The sequence below is a fragment of the Natronomonas salinimetallica genome (genome assembly GCF_013839515.1).
Lineage (GTDB): Archaea > Halobacteriota > Halobacteria > Halobacteriales > Haloarculaceae > Natronomonas.
In genome coordinates this window covers 99,196-121,484 of the sequence record NZ_JACDNQ010000003.1, presented here as the reverse complement: position 1 = coordinate 121,484, position 22,289 = coordinate 99,196, and the positions used below count along the sequence as shown (strand labels likewise).

26 protein-coding genes, 1 tRNA gene and 1 pseudogene are annotated in these 22,289 nt (G+C 62.3%); 10 read left to right on the top strand and 18 right to left on the bottom strand.

All coding sequences use genetic code 11. The features are described 5' to 3' along the window. Nucleotides 1–81: 81 nt before the first annotated feature. The 3 genes from ftsZ to HZR14_RS03190 form a co-directional block, all read right to left on the bottom strand. Entirely contained in the window at nucleotides 82–1,281 is a 1,200-nt protein-coding gene (gene ftsZ / locus HZR14_RS03200; protein WP_181691424.1) for a cell division protein FtsZ, read from the bottom strand. Nucleotides 1,282–1,284: 3 nt separating this feature from the next. After that, on the bottom strand, nucleotides 1,285–1,458 hold the full coding sequence (cdrS, locus tag HZR14_RS03195) for a transcriptional regulator CdrS (protein ID WP_181691423.1): 174 nt from the start codon (nucleotides 1,456–1,458) through the stop codon (nucleotides 1,285–1,287). A gap of 226 nt (nucleotides 1,459–1,684) precedes the next feature. Further along, a complete protein-coding gene (locus tag HZR14_RS03190; protein ID WP_181691422.1) occupies nucleotides 1,685–2,245 on the bottom strand; it encodes a double zinc ribbon domain-containing protein in 561 nt (186 codons plus the stop codon). A gap of 130 nt (nucleotides 2,246–2,375) precedes the next feature. Here HZR14_RS03190 and HZR14_RS03185 point away from each other — a divergent pair. The 6 genes from HZR14_RS03185 (at nucleotide 2,376) to HZR14_RS03160 (ending at nucleotide 6,291) form a co-directional block, all read left to right on the top strand. Next, a tRNA-Tyr gene (locus HZR14_RS03185) sits at nucleotides 2,376–2,449 on the top strand. Between the two features lie 689 nt (nucleotides 2,450–3,138). Beyond that, the gene (locus HZR14_RS03180) at nucleotides 3,139–3,300 is read left to right on the top strand and encodes a hypothetical protein (protein WP_181691421.1); all 162 of its coding nucleotides are present in this window, start codon (nucleotides 3,139–3,141) and stop codon (nucleotides 3,298–3,300) included. Next, entirely contained in the window at nucleotides 3,293–3,586 is a 294-nt protein-coding gene (locus HZR14_RS03175; protein WP_181691420.1) for a hypothetical protein, read from the top strand. The genes HZR14_RS03180 and HZR14_RS03175 overlap by 8 nt, the downstream gene beginning before the upstream one ends. A 342-nt stretch (nucleotides 3,587–3,928) precedes the next feature. Beyond that, on the top strand, nucleotides 3,929–4,813 hold the full coding sequence (locus HZR14_RS03170) for a DNA adenine methylase (RefSeq protein WP_181691419.1): 885 nt from the start codon (nucleotides 3,929–3,931) through the stop codon (nucleotides 4,811–4,813). 75 nt (nucleotides 4,814–4,888) lie between these two features. Then, complete coding sequence (locus tag HZR14_RS03165; protein ID WP_181691418.1) at nucleotides 4,889–5,983, top strand: restriction endonuclease, SacI family; 1,095 nt, start codon at nucleotides 4,889–4,891, stop codon at nucleotides 5,981–5,983. An 86-nt stretch (nucleotides 5,984–6,069) separates the two neighbouring features. Next, nucleotides 6,070–6,291, top strand: a complete 222-nt coding sequence (locus HZR14_RS03160; RefSeq protein WP_220132421.1) for a PadR family transcriptional regulator — start codon at nucleotides 6,070–6,072, stop codon at nucleotides 6,289–6,291. Between the two features lie 699 nt (nucleotides 6,292–6,990). Here HZR14_RS03160 and HZR14_RS03155 read toward each other — a convergent pair. From HZR14_RS03155 to HZR14_RS03125, 7 genes and pseudogenes are all read right to left on the bottom strand, one after another. Beyond that, nucleotides 6,991–7,323: pseudogene (locus HZR14_RS03155) on the bottom strand (hypothetical protein); the annotation flags it as partial. 107 nt (nucleotides 7,324–7,430) lie between these two features. Further along, the gene (locus HZR14_RS03150) at nucleotides 7,431–7,592 is read right to left on the bottom strand and encodes a hypothetical protein (RefSeq protein ID WP_181691416.1); all 162 of its coding nucleotides are present in this window, start codon (nucleotides 7,590–7,592) and stop codon (nucleotides 7,431–7,433) included. Nucleotides 7,593–7,618: 26 nt separating this feature from the next. Then, on the bottom strand, nucleotides 7,619–7,957 hold the full coding sequence (locus tag HZR14_RS03145; RefSeq protein ID WP_181691415.1) for a DUF5615 family PIN-like protein: 339 nt from the start codon (nucleotides 7,955–7,957) through the stop codon (nucleotides 7,619–7,621). After that, nucleotides 7,944–8,237: a DUF433 domain-containing protein gene (locus HZR14_RS03140; protein WP_181691414.1), complete on the bottom strand. Its 294-nt coding sequence runs from the start codon at nucleotides 8,235–8,237 to the stop codon at nucleotides 7,944–7,946. The genes HZR14_RS03145 and HZR14_RS03140 overlap by 14 nt, the downstream gene beginning before the upstream one ends. Nucleotides 8,238–8,443: 206 nt before the next feature. Then, entirely contained in the window at nucleotides 8,444–10,270 is a 1,827-nt protein-coding gene (locus HZR14_RS03135) for a cation:proton antiporter domain-containing protein (protein WP_181691535.1), read from the bottom strand. A gap of 212 nt (nucleotides 10,271–10,482) precedes the next feature. Continuing rightward, nucleotides 10,483–10,773, bottom strand: coding sequence for a hypothetical protein (locus HZR14_RS03130; protein ID WP_181691413.1), 291 nt, complete (start codon nucleotides 10,771–10,773; stop codon nucleotides 10,483–10,485). A 48-nt stretch (nucleotides 10,774–10,821) separates the two neighbouring features. Continuing rightward, a complete protein-coding gene (locus tag HZR14_RS03125; RefSeq protein ID WP_181691412.1) occupies nucleotides 10,822–11,208 on the bottom strand; it encodes a cupin domain-containing protein in 387 nt (128 codons plus the stop codon). Nucleotides 11,209–11,311: 103 nt separating this feature from the next. Between HZR14_RS03125 and HZR14_RS03120 the strand changes: the two genes are divergently transcribed. Next, on the top strand, nucleotides 11,312–12,817 hold the full coding sequence (locus tag HZR14_RS03120; RefSeq protein ID WP_181691411.1) for an Hvo_1808 family surface protein: 1,506 nt from the start codon (nucleotides 11,312–11,314) through the stop codon (nucleotides 12,815–12,817). Between the two features lie 57 nt (nucleotides 12,818–12,874). After that, the gene (locus tag HZR14_RS03115) at nucleotides 12,875–13,120 is read left to right on the top strand and encodes a glutaredoxin family protein (protein WP_181691410.1); all 246 of its coding nucleotides are present in this window, start codon (nucleotides 12,875–12,877) and stop codon (nucleotides 13,118–13,120) included. Nucleotides 13,121–13,236: 116 nt separating this feature from the next. Here HZR14_RS03115 and hemL read toward each other — a convergent pair whose 3' ends face one another. From hemL to hemB, 4 genes are all read right to left on the bottom strand, one after another. Further along, nucleotides 13,237–14,577, bottom strand: a complete 1,341-nt coding sequence (hemL, locus tag HZR14_RS03110; RefSeq protein WP_181691409.1) for a glutamate-1-semialdehyde 2,1-aminomutase — start codon at nucleotides 14,575–14,577, stop codon at nucleotides 13,237–13,239. A gap of 291 nt (nucleotides 14,578–14,868) precedes the next feature. Continuing rightward, nucleotides 14,869–15,312, bottom strand: coding sequence for an Lrp/AsnC family transcriptional regulator (locus HZR14_RS03105; protein WP_181691408.1), 444 nt, complete (start codon nucleotides 15,310–15,312; stop codon nucleotides 14,869–14,871). An 8-nt stretch (nucleotides 15,313–15,320) separates the two neighbouring features. Then, nucleotides 15,321–17,057, bottom strand: coding sequence for an ammonium transporter (locus tag HZR14_RS03100; protein WP_181691407.1), 1,737 nt, complete (start codon nucleotides 17,055–17,057; stop codon nucleotides 15,321–15,323). Nucleotides 17,058–17,366: 309 nt separating this feature from the next. After that, nucleotides 17,367–18,347: a porphobilinogen synthase gene (gene hemB, locus HZR14_RS03095; RefSeq protein ID WP_181691406.1), complete on the bottom strand. Its 981-nt coding sequence runs from the start codon at nucleotides 18,345–18,347 to the stop codon at nucleotides 17,367–17,369. 95 nt (nucleotides 18,348–18,442) lie between these two features. Between hemB and HZR14_RS03090 the strand changes: the two genes are divergently transcribed. After that, the gene (locus tag HZR14_RS03090; protein ID WP_181691405.1) at nucleotides 18,443–18,910 is read left to right on the top strand and encodes an MGMT family protein; all 468 of its coding nucleotides are present in this window, start codon (nucleotides 18,443–18,445) and stop codon (nucleotides 18,908–18,910) included. A 74-nt stretch (nucleotides 18,911–18,984) separates the two neighbouring features. Here HZR14_RS03090 and hisE read toward each other — a convergent pair whose 3' ends face one another. From hisE to pdxT, 3 genes are all read right to left on the bottom strand, one after another. Further along, the gene (hisE, locus tag HZR14_RS03085) at nucleotides 18,985–19,314 is read right to left on the bottom strand and encodes a phosphoribosyl-ATP diphosphatase (protein ID WP_181691404.1); all 330 of its coding nucleotides are present in this window, start codon (nucleotides 19,312–19,314) and stop codon (nucleotides 18,985–18,987) included. Next, nucleotides 19,311–19,757 (bottom strand): bifunctional nuclease family protein, encoded by a 447-nt coding sequence (locus tag HZR14_RS03080; RefSeq protein WP_181691403.1) that lies wholly within the window; start codon nucleotides 19,755–19,757, stop codon nucleotides 19,311–19,313. The genes hisE and HZR14_RS03080 overlap by 4 nt, the downstream gene beginning before the upstream one ends. Before the next feature lie 214 nt (nucleotides 19,758–19,971). Next, complete coding sequence (gene pdxT / locus HZR14_RS03075) at nucleotides 19,972–20,550, bottom strand: pyridoxal 5'-phosphate synthase glutaminase subunit PdxT (protein ID WP_181691402.1); 579 nt, start codon at nucleotides 20,548–20,550, stop codon at nucleotides 19,972–19,974. A 123-nt stretch (nucleotides 20,551–20,673) separates the two neighbouring features. Between pdxT and HZR14_RS03070 the strand changes: the two genes are divergently transcribed. Further along, nucleotides 20,674–21,195, top strand: a complete 522-nt coding sequence (locus HZR14_RS03070) for a metallophosphoesterase (protein WP_181691401.1) — start codon at nucleotides 20,674–20,676, stop codon at nucleotides 21,193–21,195. A gap of 159 nt (nucleotides 21,196–21,354) precedes the next feature. On the opposite strand, the gene HZR14_RS03065 is transcribed toward HZR14_RS03070, so the two are convergent. After that, nucleotides 21,355–22,140, bottom strand: a complete 786-nt coding sequence (locus HZR14_RS03065) for an ArsR/SmtB family transcription factor (RefSeq protein WP_181691400.1) — start codon at nucleotides 22,138–22,140, stop codon at nucleotides 21,355–21,357. Nucleotides 22,141–22,289 lie beyond the last annotated feature (149 nt).

The following is a 22,289-nucleotide window of genomic DNA, read 5'->3' as shown; positions in this document are numbered from 1 at the left end:
ATATATGTCAATACAGCTGAATCGACCGTTAAGATAAAAATCGGAAGGCTCCGGCTGAGTCAGTATTATACGTAAACTGACTTATCTGACGACATCAATACCGTTGTTCTGTTCGATCTCCGAGCGCCCGCCGTCGGTCTCACCGACGCCAAACCCGCTGTTTTGGGTACGGGATCCCTCCGGTGCCGTCGAGGAAAACTCATCGTCGTCGACGCCCTCTATCGCCTGCCTGGAGGCGTCTGCCTGTTTCTGTGTCGTCGGGCCGAGGATCTGGGCCGACTGGACACCGGTCATGATCGCCATGACGCGGACCTTGCCCTTGTACTCGTCTTGGATCCGGGCACCCCAGATGACGTTCGCGGAGGCCTCGAGGCGCTCCGTGATGTTCTGTGCGATCCCCTCGGCCTCTTTCAGTGTGAGGTCGGGGCCGCCAGTGATGTGGACCAACCCGCCCGAGGCACCGCGGTAGTCGACGTCCAAGAGTGGGTGATTCATCGCGTCGTTGACCACCTCCTTCGTCTTGTTTTTGTCCTGGGTTTCGCCGACCAACATGACGGCGACGCCGCCTTGGTTCATGATCGACGTCATGTCCGCGTAATCGAGATTGATCAGCGACGGCTGAGTGATCGTCTCGGAGATCCCCTTGACCGTCTCCGCGATGATCTGATCCATCACCGAGAAGGCCTTGCCGATCGGCAGGTTCGGGACGTAGTCCAAAAGCCGGTTGTTGTCGAGGACGATGATCGAATCGGCCTCGTTGCGGAGCTTTTCGAGCCCCTCCTCGGCCTTGACCGTCCGTGCGCGCTCAACGTTGAACGGAGTCGAGACCATCCCGACGACGATCGCGCCCTGCTCTTTGGCGATCTTCGAGACGACCGGGGCCGCGCCGGTCCCGGTACCGCCACCCATGCCCGCGGTGACAAAGACGAGGTCGGCCTCGCCGAGGACCTCCTTGATCGTCCCCTGGGCCATCTCGGTCGCGCGCTCGCCCATCGAGGGGTCGCCGCCGGCTCCGAGTCCGTTGGTCAGGGATTTGCCGACCAGGATCTTGGTGTCGGCTTCGATCATCTTGAGGTGCTGTTTGTCGGTATTGATCGCGATGGTTTCTGCGCCATCGACGCCGATGTTATACAGCCGATTGACCGTGTTGTTGCCCGCGCCGCCCGCACCGACGATGACGATTCGGGGGTCACCGAACTCGTCGTCCTCGCCCAGATCGGAGTCCATCTCGCGCTGTTCGGCTTCGGCGTTCTCCAACGCGGAGTTGACGATGTCCTGCATCGTCTACACCTTCGCCCAGGGGCGGTTTTTTTCCGCAGGTTCCGTCTCCTGCTCGTTTATCATCTCACGCACGGCGGAGCGAATCGCCTCGCTCCGGTTCGGGAACTGCCCCGTATCGACCATGCGTTCGACTTCCTCTATCTGCTGTTTCGGGATTCGTAGTGTCACACGCTCCATAGTATTTCCCCTCTGGTTGTGAGTAAGACGACGTTGCACACGCGACCGATCCACGTTTACACCGACAGGGCGTCCCAAGCCGGGATATACCCGGTCCCCGCCGTATGTAAGACGCGTCGTCTTACGCAGCTGAACGCACAAATGCAGTATACTTAAATCTTCCCCCGTTTGTAAGACACATGGCTCCCGACCGTGTTTAACGGCTCAAAGCGTCTGTTTTCGGCGTTTACGTATCCCGAAGGACGTCGGCGGCAGGCGTCCGGCGGCCACAGCTCGGGCAGAATCCCCAGTCCGATCGGATCTCATCGCCGCATTCACAGAAGACACGGTGGCTCGCTTTCTCGCCGCAGTTGGAGCAGTAAACGGCGGACTGCGGGAGGGTTTCCCCGCACTGTTTACACGTATGCCCCGACTCGTCGGACGCGTTTTCACGTTCGGCGGTCGGTGTCTTACGATCGTCCCCGGAAGCGTGTGACACGTCGCCGGAATCACCATCGAGCGTGATGTTTACGTTCACGTCCTGGGGTTCTCGGGGCGTATACGCCCGTTCCAGGCGATCCGAGACGAGGGCGTCGACGCGGTCGGCGATGAGGTCATCGAGCGACTCGCCGGCGATCCGACCGTCCGATTCACCGCTCGATCCGCTCTTAGCCGCGTTTACGGAGGTATCACTGTTCTCGTCGAGGTACCTCCGGAGCGCCTCCCGCATCACCTCACTTTTCGAGGCGTCGAACTCCTCGAGCTGGTGGATGAGTTCGTCGTCCGCCCGGAAGGTAATCTTGCTCATTGACTGTCCGACAGTTGTGTGTGACAGTATTTCAATCTTCGCGCGCCGTCTGACAGCCGCCTGTCTGACGCGGCCTGACGGCCGAAGGTCAAAACCGTTAAGTCGGACAGCCCTCTCCGTTCAAGTACGACCGCCCTTAGCTCAGACTGGTAGAGCAGTCGACTGTAGATCGACTTGTCCCCCGTTCAAATCGGGGAGGGCGGACTCAGTTTCTCGCATAACGCTTTGAGGTTGACGGGATAGACGCCGTCGTGCGATTTTGCCCGCGCCCGTGTGAGTTGAATTGGTCCCCTTGTTCGGGTCAACGCCGTCCGTTGATTCGCGTATAGTTGAACGTTCTCGGTGGAAGTAAATCTTGGGATTTCTGCCGTATTGAGCCATCTACCGCGAGAATTTCCCATTAGAGGAGACAATCGCAGAGTCGGGAGGGGATTCCTGCGCCAGCAAGCAAGGCTCGTCACCACGTACAATTCGGAGAGCGTAGTTTTTATTAAAAACGGTCATATATGCGCTCTCCTCAGCCTCCCACCGGCGATTGAAAATATGTTCAATATATTGTGGGGATAAATGCGATTTCATACAAGTATGTGCATATATAGAAAATAGTCTATGAAGGTGAACTTCTGTCATTACGGTTTCTCCGGCACTTGGAGAAGTAGCAAGTCAAACTGTCAGAAAACCGAAAGTTTTAAATAGTTGGAGAATAAACATATTAATCGCAAGGGGTTGAGATTCCTACTTGCGTCCAAGTTGGGGCGTCGTACTTTGAGAAGTTCAATTCACTTTCCCAACTTCGGGTAACTACCCGACATAACCCTACCTCGAATGTGGGGGCTTTCCTCACTTCGGGATTTGCGCGATGAATTTATATCTCAAATCGCGCGGTGAATATGATGACAGAACGTGACAAATATATTATGGTAACGCAGTCGACTAAGCAGAAGATTCGCCAAGTGGGAGATGAAGCCCTTGGCGCAGAGGCAAGCGGGGTTCCCCTCGGAACGCTCGTCTCGATGATGGCAGACGACTATCTCGGAGGCTCCAGCGATGAGTAACGACGATTGGATTAGCCTTGCTCAGAAGGTTCGAGGCTCCGGCAACTTCGAGGAAGGTGATTCCCTTGTCGAAGTGATTGAATCCGTCCTACGCGAACGCCTCGACGTCGAGGAGGCTTCTGCCTCGGAGGAGGAGATTCGAGCGAAGCAGGAGGAATTGCGCGAGAACATAACCGGCAACTCGCGCGAGTCGGAAGCCGTCGAACCCGACGACGTCGACAGGGGGCTTTCCGAAGCCGAATTGAAGCGTGAGGAACTACGCTCGAAGATTCACGGGAGTAAGTGAATATGGCGCGTAGTGAGGATGTGACCATTCACGTTCCTGCGGACGTAATCGCAGAGATTCGGCAAGACCTATCAGGTGAGGAACGCCGTGAATTGGATTCTCGTCGCTACTCGCTTAATCGCACCTTCGAGAGTCAAGCGATTCTGGAGTTGGCACTACGGGAATATGCACGACAGCAGGGGTACGAGGTTACGGAAGATACGGAAGTGATTCCCCTTCCGTCTGGTGAGATTGAGGTTCGACAACCGGAAAGCGGTTCGAGTAGGCTCAATCCCTTGTCGTAGTCGCTAATTCAGCGAGAAGTGAATCCTTATAAGCGATAGCGAACCATCTACTCCACGTATGGGTAAGGCGCTTCCATTCCGCTGGTACGGTGGTAAATACAGTCATCTTGACTTTATACTGGCACAGCTCCCGAAGACTCACCAATACATAGAGCCATTTGGCGGAAGCGCCGCAGTTCTAATCAACCGAGAACCAAGCCCCGTAGAGACGTACAACGATTTAGACGGGGACGTGGTGACGTTCTTCAAGGTTCTCCGTGAGAACCGAGATGAACTTCTCGAAAAGATAGCACTCACTCCATTTAGCCGTGAAGAACTCGCTCACGCAGTCGAGCAGAAGGACAACGATGAACTAAGCGATATGGAGCAGGCTCGGTTGTTCTTCGTCCGTGCAGGTCAGACGCGCTCTGGATTGGCCCAAGAAGCAACGCCCGGACGATGGGCATACTGCAAATCAACCTCGCGTCGAGATATGTCCGGTGCAGTTTCACGGTGGCACGGAAGACTCGAACAACTATACGACGTTGCAGACCGGCTCCGTCGAGTTCAAATCGAGAACAAACCGGCTATTGAGGTTATTGAGCGCCACGATGATGAAGACGCCTTGTTCTACTGCGACCCACCATATCCGCACGGAACAAGAGGAGACACTAACTCGTATGGTCACGAGATGAGTGATGAGGAACACCGGGAATTAGCCGAGGTTCTTCGGAACGCAGAGGGGAAAGTTGCTGTCTCGGGATACAAGTGTGACCTGTATGAAGAAGTCTTCGAGGATTACGGTTGGAACCGTGTTGACGCCGAGGAGAAGACGATGCACACGACGAAAGACAAGCGGCAGGAGAGTCTCTGGTTGAATTACGAACCTCCGAACCGTGACGTAAATCCCGGTCTCGACAAAGACGCTAATCAACAAACGCTTTCCGAGGCGTCAGACGAGTAATCATATCGGTTTTTCCCTTCATATCGCTTTTTTGCGATATATGACATTTATGCGTTATATTAGAAGTACGTCTCGGTGTCTAACTTGGCGGAAGAGAATGTCAGTTCTGAGGAAGCCTCGAAGATTCTGAACCGAGAATGGAAAAACGTTCAATCTGATGACCAAACAAAATACATAGACAACGACCTTGTTCGGACGAAAATCAAGGAAGTTCTAACCGACTCCAACAAGACGTATCGTTACATCTTGGTGAATGCCGCACTCTCGAAGGCGGTTAACCCAAACATCCACTACCGGGCTTTGCAGGCAGGCTCTTCACTTGGTGGGGCATACGATGCACGTTCTGTCGCACACGATGCTCTGGTTCCTTGGGAAAAAGGGCACGGTGAGCGTCTTGGGGGAAGCCCTGAACCCTTCGTGAACAATCCTGCTCGTCATCCTGAGGTTGATACCAGCAATCGCGCCCGCTCAAGTCAGAAGCAAGAACGGCTCTACAAATTGTTACAACGGATGCAAGAACAAGTCGAAGAGGGAGAACTCGACCCAACCGACATTCTTCGGCAGACCCTGCAAGCAGTCTCAGAATTGGAATCGAAGACGGTCGAGTTCGAGTCACCATCTGACGCACCATACGACGTAATCGCTCTCAAAATCAGAGAGTATTTGCGAGAGTCAGGTAACGGGGAGCGTCTACCTGCTGTCGTTGCAGGTATTATGCAGACCTACTACGAACACGCGGGCGAAGGCGATTGGCGAGTAGACTGCGAACACGCTAATGTCTCTGACGAGTTCTCGAAGGCGGCAGGTGACGTTGAAATCTTCTACAATGATGAGTTGCACAAGGCGATGGAAGTTAAGGACAAACCAGCCACCCAGAGTTCAGTTCAACACGCTATCGAGAAGGGGCGTATAAACGAACTTGGTGAATATCTGTACGTCCTTGGTGCAGGATTCAAACCGGGAGAGGAAGGTGATGCTCATCAAGAAGCGGAAGATGCACCTATCGAACTCATATTCATTACTCCCGATGAACTCATTAGCTCTCTGAAACTTGTTGACGACGTCGAGCGAGTCTTCTTCCTCGAAGCCGTTGGCAAGTTCTTGAACGATATGCGGGCCAATCAGTCCAATAAGACCGCCTTCACAGAGATGGTTGAATCCATCAAGTGAGCATATGTCGGTTTTAGCCGATATAATGCAAATAGGGGATACGCCTGAACCGTATAGATAGCGTGTCTCTAATTGGTGATACTAAGATGCAGGTTCTCCGTCTTCTTGATGAATCTCCATCCCACGGGTATAAGATGCACAAGGAGGTTGGCGTTACTACGTCAACAATATATCAACATCTTGACGAACTTGAAGAAGCAGGTATGGTAGAATCCAGTTTAGTCGAAGGCGATACTCGCAATCGGACGGAATACCGCATTACTGAGAAAGGCCATCAATTGCTTGAGCTTCTTTCAGAAGACGAGTGAAGTAGATTCTGGAACTCCACAAACCTCGTGCCCAAGGAATCAGAGGCAGTCTGTCACCAGAAGACCAGCACCTATGTTCTGATAACATATGTGAGGATACAAGCGGTTTTTAATCACATCTATGGGTACTTCGATGTGACAGATTGTCCCTGATTCCTCGGGTACAAGCCTTGAGGAGCCTGTCATAGAAAGCGTCACGTACGAAGCGGCAGGGTTTGGAAACTGTGTCCACCAGCTCCAAAGCCCTGCAGAACGTAACTTCGGTCGACGAGTTCTTGAATGCAGCCAGGGTGTCATAGAACGGTTGGCACACCCATCTTCTAACCCTCTGTATCGCTCAATGCAGAAGTTACAAGTATCGAAAAACGACCCGGTAAACAGCCCCGAGCTTCGCGTTTTTCGCCGATTCGTCGTTTCCGATACGGGGCCGAAAAACCGGGGTGGAGCTTGGAACAAGTCGGGGGTCGACGCCCTCGGGCGAAAGTTGTAGTTGAAACGGAGGGGTGCCGATGACGCTCCGCTGTGAGTGCGGTGCGCCGGTTGAGATCGAGGAAGGCAGCGATCCGGACAGCGGCAGCACTGGGAGGTGTACCGCTGCGTCGAGTGCCGTCGAACTGGGACGTACCACTTCGGTCCGAACCGCGAGGAGATGACCGGCTGTCTCGTCGCCGAACGGATCCCCGAGGTGGGTGAACAGATTTAGTTTTCTGTCGGCGTCACATCGGCTTCATTACAGTACCGCCGGATCGTCTCACGACTGATCGATTCTGGCGCGTTCGGCTTCGACTCGACGACACGGGCGATAGCTTGGTAGCTGACGCCTTTCCGCCGGAGGTCGAAGGCCTCAGCCCGCAGTTCATCGTTCAGTTTCTTGGGACGGCCGACCGGTTCGCCGTTCTCCCGTCGACGTTCAGCAGCCCGCACTGCCTGCTCGCGGCGAAGATCGGCGTACATCCCGTTGATGACGGCGACGATCCGGACGAAGGCCTTGCCCATCGCCGAGGACGTGTCGAAGTCCTCGGTGATCGAAACGAACTCCGTGTCTGATACTGTCGGACGTAACTACTTGAATCGAAAATCTCTGAGCGTCGTGTCACAGTACGGTTTCGTCTATCTGAACGATTCAGGTATTCACGAAATTACGTCCGACAGTATGAATCGACGATCTCCTCGACGTCCTGGAGGACGGTCAGCGGATCCCGACCGAACCGTGACAGCTCGCGAACGACGACCGTGTCGTACTCTTGATAGCTGTTTATACATACTACTGTCTCAGGAACCGCACCCTTCCGTGCAGACACGAGAGCGCCAGAAAGTCGGGTGGCCTCTAGATCCACCCTTCGACGAGCTTCGTCCCGCCAGTCTGTTCGAGATCCGACTGCGACATCGCGTCCGCGACGGCGTCGACGATTTCGGCGACTTCGAACGCGGACATCTGGCCGTCCTCCTGAAACAGCGTCGGGAACCCCTTCGACAGAAAGTCGTCATCGCCCGTGAGTACCAAGCGATTCGTCTCGGTCGCGTACTCGACAACCGTTTCGTCCGTCACGCCCGGCTCGAGGACGTCGACGACCATCTCCACGTCGTGGCCGCGCTTCTCCAGATAGCGTGCGGCCTTTCGCTCGACGTTCTCGTCGGCCAGAATACGGTAGCTACGACTCGACATCTTCAGGATCGACTAACTCATCCTCGTGCTGCTCGATCGCCTCGCGACGTCGACGTTCCACCTTCGACATCTCCTCCGGATGGTCGTGGTAGTACGCCAACGCCTGGTAGACGTCGGCGACGTCGAGGTCGTGCCGGTCCGCGACCGTCCCCGGATCCAGCCCCCGCCCTTCGACGCGATCGTGAACGAATCGGACAGTCAGACGCCGCCCCTCGATGTGTGGCTCGTCGTGTATCTCCGATTCTTCGCCGGAGACGATCCGATACTCAGTCTTCGACATCAACGGAATATCTGTCTGGAAACGACTTGAATCCCTTGCCCGTTTCTTTCAAACTGCGTGCGGATTCGGCTGCGGCAGGTGCTCGGCGTTGGACTTTTCTAGATTCAGATACAACACTCAGATGCCGCAATCGGTACCGGTGCAGAAACCCGGCGGATGACCGGGGGTAGTCTGCTACCTGTACCATCCGCTCGTCGGGACCCCGGTCACTCGCCGCGCATGAGCGACATCGCCGACCGGACGGCCTGGTGTTCGCCGATGAGCGTAAGACGGTCGTCCCGTTCGAGGGTGTAGGTCGCCTCCGGCACGAACGTTTCCCCGTCGTGCGTGACGAGGGCGATGAGACAACGTCCGGGGAGTTTGGGGCCGACCTCGTTGAGCGGCTGGTTCGTGAACGCCTCGTTTTCGAGTGTCACTTCCTGGACGTCCCCCTCCTCGCCGAGCATATCGGTCCACCGAGCCATCGACGGACGCTCGATGAAGTCGTCGATGGCCTGAGCCGTTGCGTAGGTCGAGGAGATGGTGTCGACGCCGAGGTCTTTGAACGCCTCGAGGTTGCTGGGGTCGTTGGCACGACAGACCACCTGCTCGACGTCGAAGTTCGTGGTGGCCTGCTGACCGACGAACAGGTTCACCTCATCGTCACCCGTTGTCGCGATGACGGTCTTGGCGTTCTCGATGCCGGCCGTGTGGAGAACGTCTACGTTGGTCCCATCACCGATGTGTACGGTGAGCCCCTCGCTTCGAGCCTGTTCGATGGCTGCTTCGTCGTTCTCGATCACGACGACGTTCTCTCCCCTGTCTTCGAGTCGAGCAGCGACCTCGCGGCCGACCTGCCCGCTTCCGATGATGAGTACACGCATTGGTATCACGTCGAGGTATTCCGCGATTCGGCGGGCGAACCCACCCTGCAGCGCGACGGTTGAAACGATGACGAGAAAGACGGTCCCGACCAAGAGCGTGGCGGCCTCCGACTCGCCCGCGTTCTGTAATTCCACCGCGAACAGCGTCGCGACCGAGGCCGGAATGATGCCGCGCGGCCCGACGAAACCGACGAACAGCCGCTCGGCGGCGGTGAAGTTGCCCCCCCTGGTCGAAACGAGCACGTCCAGCGGGCGGATGAGGAAGATGACCGATGCGGCGACGACCAGCCCGCCGACACCGAGGGCAAGCAGGTCACTGAATTCGAGTAGCGCCGCCAGGGCGATAAACACGAACGAGAGTACGATGAGTGTGATATCGCCTTTGAAATCCGCGATCTGTTCCTCGTACGGGATGTCGGCGTTGCCGAGCAGAATGCCGGCCGTCGCGACGGCGGCGACGCCAGCCTCGCTGGCAACGGTGTCGGCAGCGCCGAACGCAACGAGTGCGCCGGCCAGAACGACGAGCCGGGCGTTCCGCGGTGCGTCACCCGGCGAGAGGTCGATATGTCGGAGGACGAGCCAGATGATGACGGCGACGATGGTGCCGATTCCGACCCCCGTCCCGATCCGTTCGATGAACAGCTCGAGGAACGCTGTCACCGTCGGTTCCTCCAACTGCATGATCTTGAAGACCACGACGGCGAGGATGGCCGCGGTCACGTCGTTGACGATGCCCTCCGTCTCCAGCGCCGTCGCCACCCGATCACGGACCGGAACGACGTCGAGGATCGGCGTGATGACGGTCGGGCCGGTCGCGACCAGCAACGCGCCGATGAGAAATGCCACGTCCCAGTCGGTAGCGAGCGCGAACCGAACGACGAACGCCGTTCCCAGAAGCGAGATGGCCGCCCCGACCGAGACGAGACGAAGGCTCACCTTCGTGGCCTGCCGGATGTTCTCTATCCGGAGGTGAAAGGCCCCCTCGAAGACGATGATGGCAACCGAGAGGCCGACGATAGCCGGAAGTGACGCGAAGGTGTCCGAGGTGATGACACCGAGTCCTTCCGGGCCGAGTATGATCCCCGCAATCAGCAGGAACACGATACTCGGGACCTCGAAGCGATCGGCAAGCAACTGCGCGAGAATCCCGATAGCGATGATCGCCGCCACGAGGGGGATCAACTGGCTTGTCACGTTCGACCGTCCACTGCGGTCGGCTTCGGAGAACGAACGAATAAACCCACGGAATGCGTCCGCTCACAACGCACAGGACACCACAGCAAAGCGTGTCGTGGCTGCGGTCGGAGACGTCCCCGACGAAGACGACCGGATTCGGCTCAGGTGGCTATCCCTGACGGAGGGGTGCTCCGGCGGGGGCCGGATCACTCCAGGACGTTCGCCCAGAACTGCGCCATCTCGTCCGTTCCCTCCAACAGCGCCCGCATCCCCTGGAGGCTCTCTTGGGCCATATCCGGTGGCCCCCCCTCGTAGACGAAGACGGCGCGTTCGTCCCGATCGTCGTCCTCGAAGACGAGTCGATAGTGGCCGTCCTCGAGGGACTGTTCGACGTCGTAGCCCTCGTCGGCGAAGTAGGTGAACGTCAATCGGGTGAACGACTCCCAGCGGTTCGTCTCGATCCGCGTATCGAATCGGCTCCCGTTTCGCTCCGCCATTGAGAGACGGTTGAGGGGCGGGGTACAAAAACGTGAGCCCCCGACGCTTCAGGACTCGGGGTCGTAGGGGTGGGCGTCGTCGACAGTCGGCGCGCCGATCGCCAGCACCCGAACGGATTCCTCGGCACCGTCGGGGTTGTACGCCCGGTGGGCGCTTCCGGGCTCGACGACGAACGCCTCGTCGGCCTCGACGACGAACGTCCCCTCGGGCGTCTCGACGGAGAGGGCCCCTTCGAGGACGTAGAACGCCTCGGTCTGTTCGTCGTGGGAGTGATACGCTAACGGGAGTTGGTGGCCCGGATCGGCCTCGTAGACACGCAGGCCGACGGGCGCGCCCTCGTCGTCGAGCCCCGCGGCCGCGCTGATCGAGCGGACGTCGGCATCGCGGTCGTCCCACTGTTCGAGATCGTCGGTCACGACGTGGTGATAGCCCATGCAGTCGTTTGTGCGCAGGCCGGGGAGAACGTTTCGGACGGACGGTGCGAACGCCGACGGTGTCCACGGCGGGTTTTTGTCGCTTCAGCCCTGACTGTGGACAATGACTCGACGGCCGATGGCGGCGGTTGCGCTCGTTACGGTGTTGCTCGTAGCGGGCTGTACCGCCGGGTACCAGGCGAACGTGCCCGAGCGGTCCGACCCGCCGGCGGACGACCGCCTGGGGTATTACGACGGCTACCGGTACAACGAGACCTTCGAGTTCGATCCCGGCGACGGCCTCACCGAGGGCGAGACCGAGGCCGTCGTCTCCCGGGCGATGGCGCGCGTCCAGTTGCTCAGGGGGCTCCGATTCGAGGAGGACATCGAGGTGGAGATCATCACCCGCGAGGCGTTCTCCGAGGAGTTCGACGAGGTCTGGAAGGAGCCGACGACGGATCGGCGAAGGCTGGACAACGCCCAGTACGAGGCGCTGTTTTTGGTCGGCCCCGACGAGGACGTCGTCGACGTCAGACGGACGAACCGTGGCGGGACCGTCCTCGGTTTCTATCAGCCGAGCACCGAACGGCTCGTGATCGTCAGCGCGAACGACCCGGCGACGCTGGACGACGAGTTGACGCTCGCCCACGAGTTGGTTCACGCCCTCCAGGATCAGCGCTTCGGCCTCCGAGCGCCCGAGCGAACGACGACCGACGCGGTCAACGCCCGAAACGGGCTCGTCGAGGGTGATGCGACCGTGGTCGAGAACGCCTACGAGCAACGCTGTGAGCGCGGTGAGTGGCAGTGTGTCGAGGTCGGGGGCGACTCGGGAGGGACGCGCACGTCGGCGTTCCACTGGGGCGTGTACTTCCTCGGGTTCTTTCCGTACGCCGAGGGGCCGGGGTTCGTCGACCACCACCGCGACGGCGGCGACTGGAGCGCGGTCGATGCGATGCACGGCGAGTACCCGACCGCGAGCGCGGAGATCATCGCCCCCGAGACGTACGGGTCCGAACGCTACGGCGGGGCGGTCGTCCGCGACCGAAACCGCGGCGGGTGGGAGCGCGTCACCGTCGAAAACGGCTCCGATGCCGCGACCGTCGGCCGGGCCGGCCTCGCATCGATGTTCGCCTACACCGCCTACGCCGGAAACGGGACCGGTGTCATAGACCGCAGCGAGTTCCGAAACACCGGCACGGGGGGGCTCGACCACGACCGACCGTACACGTACGACGTCCCGTACACGGAGGGGTGGTACGGCGACCGCCTCCACGCCTACGAGCGGGGCGGGGAGACGGCCCACGTCTGGAACGTGACGTTCAACGACGCCGAGAACGCGACGGCGTTTCGGGAGGGATACGGACGGGTGATCGAACACTGGGGCGGCCGGCACCGCGGGACCGTCGACGGCGGGGCCGTCTGGACGTTCGACGGCGACGGACGGTTCGACGGCGCGATCCGGGTCGATCGGGACGGCGAGGCGGTCACCGTCGTCAAGGCCCCCTCGCGGCCGGCCCTCGGATCGGTGTACGCGCCGACGGGCGCGCCGGCGACCGCACAGTCGGCCGACACCCCGACGGGGGAGCCGTCGACCGCGAGCGCACGGACCTCGGCCGCGGCCGCGGATTGACGCGGCGGGGACACAACACCGTCGTGCTCTTTAGGAAGCCACGCCAACTGTAGGCTGATGGCGAACATCACCCTCTACGAACTACCCGGCTGTCCGTACTGCGCGAAGGTCATCGACAAACTGAACCAACTCGGCGTCGAGTACGACAGCATCGAGGTACCGCGATCCCATGGCCAGCGCACCGAAGTCGAGGAGGTCAGCGGCCAGACCGGCGTCCCCGTCATCGTCGACGAGGAACACGGGGTCGACGGGATGGCCGAGTCGGACGACATCGTCGAGTTCCTAGAGGGGAACTACGCGTAGAGTTCCTAGAGGAGAACTACGCGTAGGGCCGAACGCGGCGTCCCGACACCCGTGGTTCCGGCGCACCCGCGCCACCGCGGAAGTGTTCACAGCCCACTGCGAAGGGTGCCGTTTGTTCACAACGCCTCCTTGTACGCCTCCAGTGTCTCCTCGACGTCCTCGTCGGTGTGGCCGTAGGAGACGAAGTTCGACTCGAATTGGTTCTGTGAGACGAGCACACCCCGTTCGCGCATCGCGGGGCGGAACAGCCGGGCGTAACGATCGGTCTCGGCTCGGGTCACGTCGGTCCCCCGCTTGGGACAGGCATCGTAGCGGCTACAGGAGGGATCCTGTCGGCAGCCGTTCCGGCAGGGGCCGTCCTGGGGGGCACCCTCGGCCCGGGTGAATACGAGTTTGAAGATCGAATGCGAGCCCGCGACAGTGTACTCGGGGGCGTGGTCGGCGACGAGATCCGAGAGCCCCTCCCGGAGGGTCCGACCCAGCCGATCGACGTGGTCGTAGACGTCGTTCTCGGCGCAGTATTTCAGCGTTTCGAGCCCCGCCGCCATCGTCACCGGATGTCCCGAGAAGGTGCCGGCCTGAAAGACGTCACCGGAGGGCGTGAACCGCTCTAGATACTCGGTCTTGCCGCCGATCGCGCCGACCGGGAAGCCGCCGCCGATGATCTTGCCGAAGGTCGTGATGTCGGGGTCGATGCCGAACTCGCTTTGGGCGCACCCGAGACCGCCGACCCGGAAGCCGGTGATGACCTCGTCAAAGATCAAGAGCGAGCCGTATTCGTCACAGAGGCCCCGGAGACGCTCGTGGTAGCCGTCCTCGGGGTAGACGATCCCCATGTTCGCCTGGATCGGTTCGACGAGGACGGCGGCGATGTCCTCGCCGTGTGCTTCGAAGGCCGATCGGGCGGCGCCGGGGTCGTTGAACGGCACCGGGATCGTGTGTTCGGCGAAGGCCTGCGGTATCCCGGCGCTCGACGGTCTCGGATCGTCGGCGTCGCCCTCGACGAGCGTCGACTCCTGGGCGCCGTGGTAGCCGCCCTGCATGATGAGAATCTTGTTGCGCCCCGTGACCGCCCGCGCGAGCCGACACGCCGAGACGGTCGCCTCGGTGCCGCTGTTGACGAAGCGGATCATCTCGACGCTCGGGACGTGTCGACAGACGAACTCGGCGTGTTCGACTTCGATCCCGCTCGGCATTCCGTACATCGGGCCCTCGGCGGCCCGCGATTGGACCGCGGCCTGCAGTTGTTCAGGCATATCGTGGCCGAGCAACAGCGGTCCGAGCCCGCCGATCCAGTCGATATAGCGGTTGCCGTCGGCATCGACGACGTGGCCGCCGTCGCCGCCCTCGACGAAGACCGGATACGGCTGTGGCGCGGCCCGGACCGAGGAGTTCACACCGCCGGGCATGACCGACAGCGCCCGATCGTACAGCGACCGGGAGGCATCGTGGTTCATGTTCGGCCTTTTTCCCCCCGTTATCAAAACGTTACGGTCCCCAGGCTATGCGGACGTGGCAGTATAATCGATTTTCTAAGAATACTGTCGATAATTCGACGTTCAAAACAGTATGTCCGGATACAGCGCGATACTTGCAGTATCCGACCGGGTAATGTCGTTTAGATTCCTAACGGAAAGCGCCGCGGTCGGCGCGGCAGGGAGCACAGCGCTGTCGAATACGGACCGAAACGGGTGGCACCCGTCGGTTCCTCCGTGGGATCCCATCCGGGATCCGATCTTTTCGGCGGCCTACTCCTCCGGGATCGGACAGGCGTTTTCGTCCCGAACCGAGACGACGGTATCGGCTTCGACCCGTCGAACGTCGGGGTCGTCGTGGAGTTCGCGTAGACAGGCCGCGATCGCGGCCTCGCTACCGAACTTGCCGACTGCGAAGACGCTCGGGCCGCAGGTCTGATACACCGTAACGAACGCCTCGCGGTCGCGGAGCCGCGCGGTCACGCTGTCGATCGCGTCGAGGGCGACGCCGAGCCGGAACACGACCGTCCCGTAGCCGAGCGTTCCGTAGTCGATCCGCGCGGCGTAGCCGTCGACTACGCCGTTCTCCTCGAGTGCCCGCAGGCGGGTTTGGACCGTCGTCGGAACCGTATCCGTCGTCGTCGCGACGTCCCGTATGTCGGCGCGGCCGTCCCGACACAGCGCTGCGACGAGCCGCCTGTCGAGCCGCTCCGTCATCGACACGGTCAGACGGCGTCGGTACCGACCTCGCCGGTGCGGATCTGGTAGGCCTCCTCGACCGGGAGGATGAATACCTTGCCGTCGCCGGGTTCGCCAGTCTTCCCGGCCTCGGTTATCGCCTCGGCGACGTCCTCGGCGGGGATGTCGGCGACGACGCACTCGATTTTGACCTTCTGGTGGAGGTCGACGCTGTACTCCTCGCCACGCCACTGGCCGGTCTTCGCCGGCTGTGAGCCGCGGCCGGAGACGTTCGTAACGGTGAGCGAGGGGGCACCGATCTCCGCGAGGCCCTGTTTCACGTCCGAGAGCGTGTCGGGACGGATAAAGCCCATGACCATCTTGATCTCGCCGTCGTTGGGGGTCCCCCCGTCAGTACGGATGATGCCGTCCGTCTCGTCCGTCGTGGAGGCGTGGCCGCCGTCGGTGGCGATCGCGTCGCGGCCGCCGAACTCGGGGTAGGTGTCGACGCCGTGCTCGGAGACGTCGAGGCCGTCACGTTCGTGATCCGGCTCGACGCGGGCTTGCCCGACCGCCTTGAACGCACCCCAGACGGCCGCGGTCGCAACGACCGTCCAGACGGTGATGACGAGCGTGCCGAGGATCTGCGGGACGAACATGCTCGCCTCGACGCTCAGGATGCCGCCGGGGACGACGCCGCCGCCGACGGGCGAACCGCCGGTTGACCACAGCGGGAAGAGGACGATCCCGAGGGCACCGGCGCTACCGTGGACCGGGAAGACGGCACAGACGTCGTCGATCTTCAGTCTCTTTTCGACGAAGCTGAAGACGATCGGGAGCTGTGCGCCGGCGAGGAAGCCGAGCGCGATGCCACCCATCGGGGTGAGCACGTCGGCCGTGCCCGTGACGCCGACGAGGCCGGCGAGCATCCCGTTTGCGACGTACAGCGTATCGACTTTGCCGCTTCGGGCCAGCGCGACGAGACCGGCACCGAGCGCGCCCATCGCCATCCCGAGGGTGGTGTTCAACGCGACGCGACCGACGATCTCCCAGCCGGCACCGAGGACGACCTCGCCGCCCTCGACCGCGAAGACGTTGACCGAGGTTCCGACGTTGAACCCGTACCAGCCGAACGCGAGGACGAGCGTCCCGAGGACGGCGAACGTCATCGAGTGACCCGGAATAACGTTGACGGAGCCGTCGTCGTTGAACCGGCCCATCCGGGCACCGAGCATGTACGCCGCCGTCAGGCCCGCGATCCCGCCGACGCCGTGGACGATCATTCCGCCCGCGAAGTCGTGGAAGCCGAGACCGGCGACGAAGCCGCCGCCCCACGTCATCCCGGTGACGACGGGGTAGATGACCGCGGCGACGAGGAAGGTGTAGGTCACGTACGCGCGGAGTTTCGCGCGGCCGGCGACCGCGCCGGAGACGATCGTCGCCATCGTCATCGCGAAGACGGCACCGTACAGCCAGTTGACCCAGCCGAAGTTACCGGCACCGAACTGCGAGATCGCGCCGTAGGAGCCGCCGCCGGTCAACGCACCGATGATCCCCGATACGCCGGCACCGAGGACGAAGAACGTCACGACGCCGACCGACCACGTCAACATGTTCTTCGTCAGCTGGTTTGCGACGTTCTTCGAACGTACCTGTCCCGCCTCCAACATCGCAAAGCCCGCGTGCATGAAGAAGATGAGGAACGTCACCACGAGGATCCACAGCCAGTTGACCCCCTCGGCGATCGCCTCGGCACCGGTCTGCATCGGGATCGTCTCGATCATCGTGTCACCTCCGCTAATTTGCCGAAAATATTTTCATATACGTCCATACATTCTCTCGTTTCCGCTACGTTTGTGTTCCGCATCACACGCTACCCTCATGGAAGCCCTCTATATAAATGTTGGAGTTTACATTGACCCATTCAATACATCAGAGGTAGACGATCGTACGATATGGGTGATAATAATAGCAATATAAGGACGTATCGCGTCAATAATTCGACGGTGTTCGGCGGCGTTTTGTGGACGTTCGTACGGCCGTGATCGACGCGACTCCCCCGATGTCGCCCCGATTCGGCGCGCGCGCGGACGCTATAGGGACCGCGCGACGTCCTCGGCGAAGTACGTAATGATCAGGTCGGCACCCGCTCGTTTGATCGACAGCAGCGACTCGTGGGCGACCGCCTCCAGGGAGAGCCACCCCCGATCGGCGGCGGCGCACAACATCGCGTACTCCCCGGAGACGTTGTAGGCCGCCACGGGGTGATCGAAGGACCGTCGGACGTCGGCGACGACGTCGAGGTACGGCAGGGCCGGTTTGACCATCAACACGTCCGCGCCCTCCTCGACGTCGAGGGCGACCTCGCGGTGTGCCTCGCGCGCGTTCGCGGGATTCATCTGATAATGGCGACGATCGCCGAAGGCCGGCGCGCCGTCGGCGGCGTCCCGGAACGGGCCGTAAAAGGCGGATTCGTACTTCGCCGCGTAGGACATGATCGGGACGTCCTCGTGTCCTGCCCGGTCGAGTCCCGAACGGAGCGCCTCGACCATGCCGTCCATCATCCCCGAAGGTGCGATCATGTCGGCACCCGCATCGGCGTGTGAGACCGCGACTCGATCGAGCCGTTCGAGCGTCGCGTCGTTGTCGACCGTCAGTCGGGGATCGGATTCGGCCCCCTCCTCGAGGATTCCGCAGTGGCCATGCGACGTGTATTCGCACAGACAGACGTCGGTGATGACGTAGGCGTCGGTCTCGGACGTGATCCGGCGGACGGCCCGCTGGACGACGCCGTCTTCGGCCCACGCCCGCGAGCCCGCGTCGTCCTTCGAGTCGGGGATCCCGAAGAGGATGACCGCCTCGACGCCGGTGTCGGTGATCTCACGGACCCGCGCCACGCTCTCCGCGAGGGGTACGCGCTCGTGTCCCGGCATCGACTCGATCTCGGCTCGCTCGTCGGCCGTCGCGTCGACGAAGACCGGCGCGACGAGATCCGTCGGGGACAGTGCCGTCTCGCTGACCAGCGGCCGGATACCGTCGGTCCGGAGCCGCCGAGGGCGGTGTCGTGGTTCCATACCCGGGGTTACGGGCCGGCTCCCATATGGATTGTCGTCCCCCGTGGCCTCCGACGGCCCCGCATGTTCAAATCACTCGCGCCCGAATCGGTGGCATGGACACCCAGCCCGATGCGGGCATCCACGCCCGACGGTCGCCGTATCTGGAACGACACGTACAACTCGGGATCGCGAGCGGGCGCGTGCTCTCGGTCTCGTTTCCGGAGACGCCCGAGGAGGACGCCGATACCGACCACCCGCTCTTGGATCGGATCGAACGTTACCTCCAGGGGACGGCCGACGACTTCCGGGACGTCGACGTGGCGATGACGATGGCGACCGACCGTCGGGAGGTACTGGAGAGCCTCCGGACGGTGCCCTACGGCGAGAACGTGACCGTCGGGACGCTCGCGCGGACGACACCGGGGCTCGATCCCAGCTCGGAGGACGATCAGGTGCTCATCAGGACGGCCCTGGACGGAAATCCCGCGCCGCTCGTCGTCCCCGATCACCGCGTCTCGGACGGGCCGAGCGCCGCGCCGCCGTCGGTCGAACAGCGGCTCCGGTCGCTCGAAGGGTTGTGATGCGGCCCGGAAACGTATGACCTGTGGAGCGGCCCGGAAACGTATGACCTGTAGAGCGGTCCCGATAGGGCCGGTCAGTACCGGTCGCGGAGTTCCGCCCTGAGATCGTCGAGGTCCATGCCCTTCATCGACAGCAAGACGAGCATGTGGTAGACGATGTCCGCGGCTTCGTGGGCCATCTCCTCGGTATCGTCGTCCTTGGCCGCCAAGACGAGTTCGGTCGTCTCCTCGCCGAGTTTTTCGAGGACGGCGTTGTCGCCTTTCTCGTGGGTAAACAGCGAGGCGGTATAGGAGTCCTCGGGCAGTTCCGTCTTGCGCGATTCGATCACGGCAAAGAGATCGTCGAGGATCTCCGCCTCCGGCCGCCGGTCGCCGTCCGACCCGTGGTCGCCGCGGCCGGTCATGCGCCGATCACCTCCCGGATGTCATCGAGGTCCGCGTACTCCTCGAGCGGTTCACGGCCGGCGTCGAACACCGACGGCTCGATCTCGACGTCGGCGTTCGTCCGCGCTGCGAGGGCGAGCGAGTCGCTCGGGCGGGCGTCGACGGTGGCCGCCTGCCGGGGCGTCTCGAGGTGGAGGTCGGCGATGTACGTACCGTCGTCGATCGCCGAGACGACGACGCGATCGATGCGACCGCCCAACTCCTCGGTGACGTCGAGGAGCAGATCGTGCGTGAGGGGGCGGCCGATGTCCGTCGCATCGAGGCCGCGAGCGATGCTCGCAGCCTCCTCGACGCCGACGAAGATCGGCAACACGTCCGTGTCGTCCTCGACGCCGAGCGTCACGACGGCGACGACCCCGGAGGGGGATTCGGCGACGCGGACGCCTTCGATGTGTGCGTCCATACCCGCTGGAGGCGCCGGATACCTAAAAACCCAGGCGGTCGCCGCGCGCCGTCGGAGCGACATCGCGGCGGCGGCGTTACGTGGTTCGAGGGGAAAGCCGACGGCCGCAGCCGTGGGATGAATCCGACAACAGCCGAAACAACTCCGGCGGGTCGTCCGGTTGGTCGTACTACCGGGTTCGAGAGAACCCCACGACGTCACTCGTGGGGGGATGTCAGTCGAAGAAGGCCAGTCCGTGGATCCGGGAGTCGTCGGTCAGCTCCGGGTGAAACGAGGTGCCGAGGACGTTGTCCTGCCGGACGGCGACCGGCCGGCCGTCGACCGAGGCGAGGACCTCGACGCCGTCGCCGACCGAATCGATCGTCGGCGCTCGGATGAACACCGCCGGGAAGGGTTCCCCGAGGCCGGCGACGTCGAGGCGGGTCTCGAAGCTGTCCTTCTGTCGCCCGAAGGCGTTCCGGTCGACGCTCACGTCGAGGATGTCGAGCGCCGACACACGGTCGTCTTTCGGATCCGAACTGGCGACGATGAGACCCGCACAGGTGGCGAGCATCGGTTTGCCGGCGGCGGCGAACGCCTCGATCTCCTCGTCGATTCCCTCCTCCGCGAGCAGCCGCGAGATCGTCGTCGACTCCCCGCCCGGCACGAGAAGCAGATCGCAGTCCGGAACGGTTCCCGAGGACCGAATCGTCTCGACGGTACAGGACTCGCCGTGCCGGTCGGCGGCCCGCTCGATCGCCTCGGCGTGTTCGGCGACATCGCCTTGTACCGCGATGACGCCCGCGTTGAGCATATCACATGTTGGATGGGCGGCGGAAAAAAGGACTCGATACGGGCCGTCCGCCCACCGGATGTCCGTCGTCGGATCGCTTCCCGACGCCGGTGGACATTTGTTCTCCCACCTCGAAGCGCCCGCATGCTCGCTGTTCTCTCGGACACCCACGGCCACGAGGACGCACGGCTCTCGGGGCGGACCGCGGAGGCCGTCGACGCCGCGGAGGCGATCGTCCACGCGGGCGATTTCATGACCGCCGCGGTGCTAGACGACTTCGAATCGTACGGCCCCGTCCACGGCGTCTCGGGCAACAACGACACGTCGGCGGTGTGCGAGCGGGTCCCGACCGACCGGCGCGTCGAATGGCGAGGGCTCCGAATCGCCGTCGTCCACGGCCACGAACACACCGACACTGGGCTGTCGATGTTCGCCAGACAGTCGAACGCCGACCTCGTCGTCGTCGGCCACTCCCACGAGCCGGGGTTCCGCGACGGGGGCGTTCCGGCACTCAACCCCGGAAGCCACGCCGATCCGCGCTGGCACCGCCCCGCCCACGCCGAACTCGAGTGGGACGACACCGAAGGTATCGCGCGCGGGCGACTCGTCGAACCGTCCGGGGAGGTCTTCGACCGGTTCGCCGTCGGGCCACGTGACGTCGGGTGACGCCGCCGTCGGGCGGGCGACGGGACGTCGACAGAGGGGAGGTGAACGCGCCGAACGCCGCTAGCGGGGAACAGGCGGTCGTCGAGGGCCGAAGCGTTCAGCGCATCCGGTACGTGGCACCGATATATAAAGAGGCCACCGGAAGGTACGATCGGTCTTTTACTCACGGGGCGGGCGACGCCGCGCATGGAGGTAGGTGACGCCGACGACGAGCGTCAAGACGACCGCGCCGCCGAGGAAGAAGGCCACTCCGGGAGGCATCCCGCCGGTGAAGACCCCCTCGACGGCGGCAAGAAGGCCGTCCGCCGCCTCCGTTCCGGCGTCCCCGGCTTCCGGAATCGGCGTGGCGGCCGGTTCCGGGGCGAGTGGCTCCTCGACCGCCTCCGGGGTCGGCGTCGGTTCGGCTCGGGGGGTGTCGGCCGGACCGTCGAGCGCCCCGACGTCGTCCCCGTCGGGCGTCGGGCCGGTATCGTCCGCCGAGGAGCCACGCGGAGCGGCGTCCCCGGCGGTTCGATCGCCCCCGAACAGCGTCTGGACGACGATGCCGCCGACGCCGAGAGCGAGGAAGCCGGCGAAGAGCCGAGAGAGGGCCGCCCGAAGCCCGGAGGCCTGTTCGTCCTCGCCGGCGACGATGACGAGGGGGCTGTCGGCGGGACCGTAGACCGACATCTCCCGGCCCTTCTCCGAGTAGGCCGTTCCGACGACCTCGATCGCGCCGGCGTCCTCCAGCTGTTCGAGGTGGTACTGGGCGTTCTGAAGGGACGTATCGACCCGGTCGGCGAGTTTGGCGGGCGGGGCCGGGTCCGCGTGAAGCGCGGACAGAATACGCCGGGCCGTCCCGGAGGAGAGGGCGGCCATCAGGTCGTCGGCCGCCGCGCTGTCGAGACCGACGACCCGTGGTTCGCCGTCGGAGGCGACGTCCGGACTGGAGGGGAGGAGGCTCATCGACCGAGCGTATTGACCCCGCACGCATGAGCGTTTATACACGCTATCACGCGTCGGCGCGTCGATTTTACGCGTCGGCGCATCTGTTTCGCGCGTCGGCGCATCTGTTTCGCGCGTCGGCGCGTCGATTTCACGCGTCGGCCCGGAAA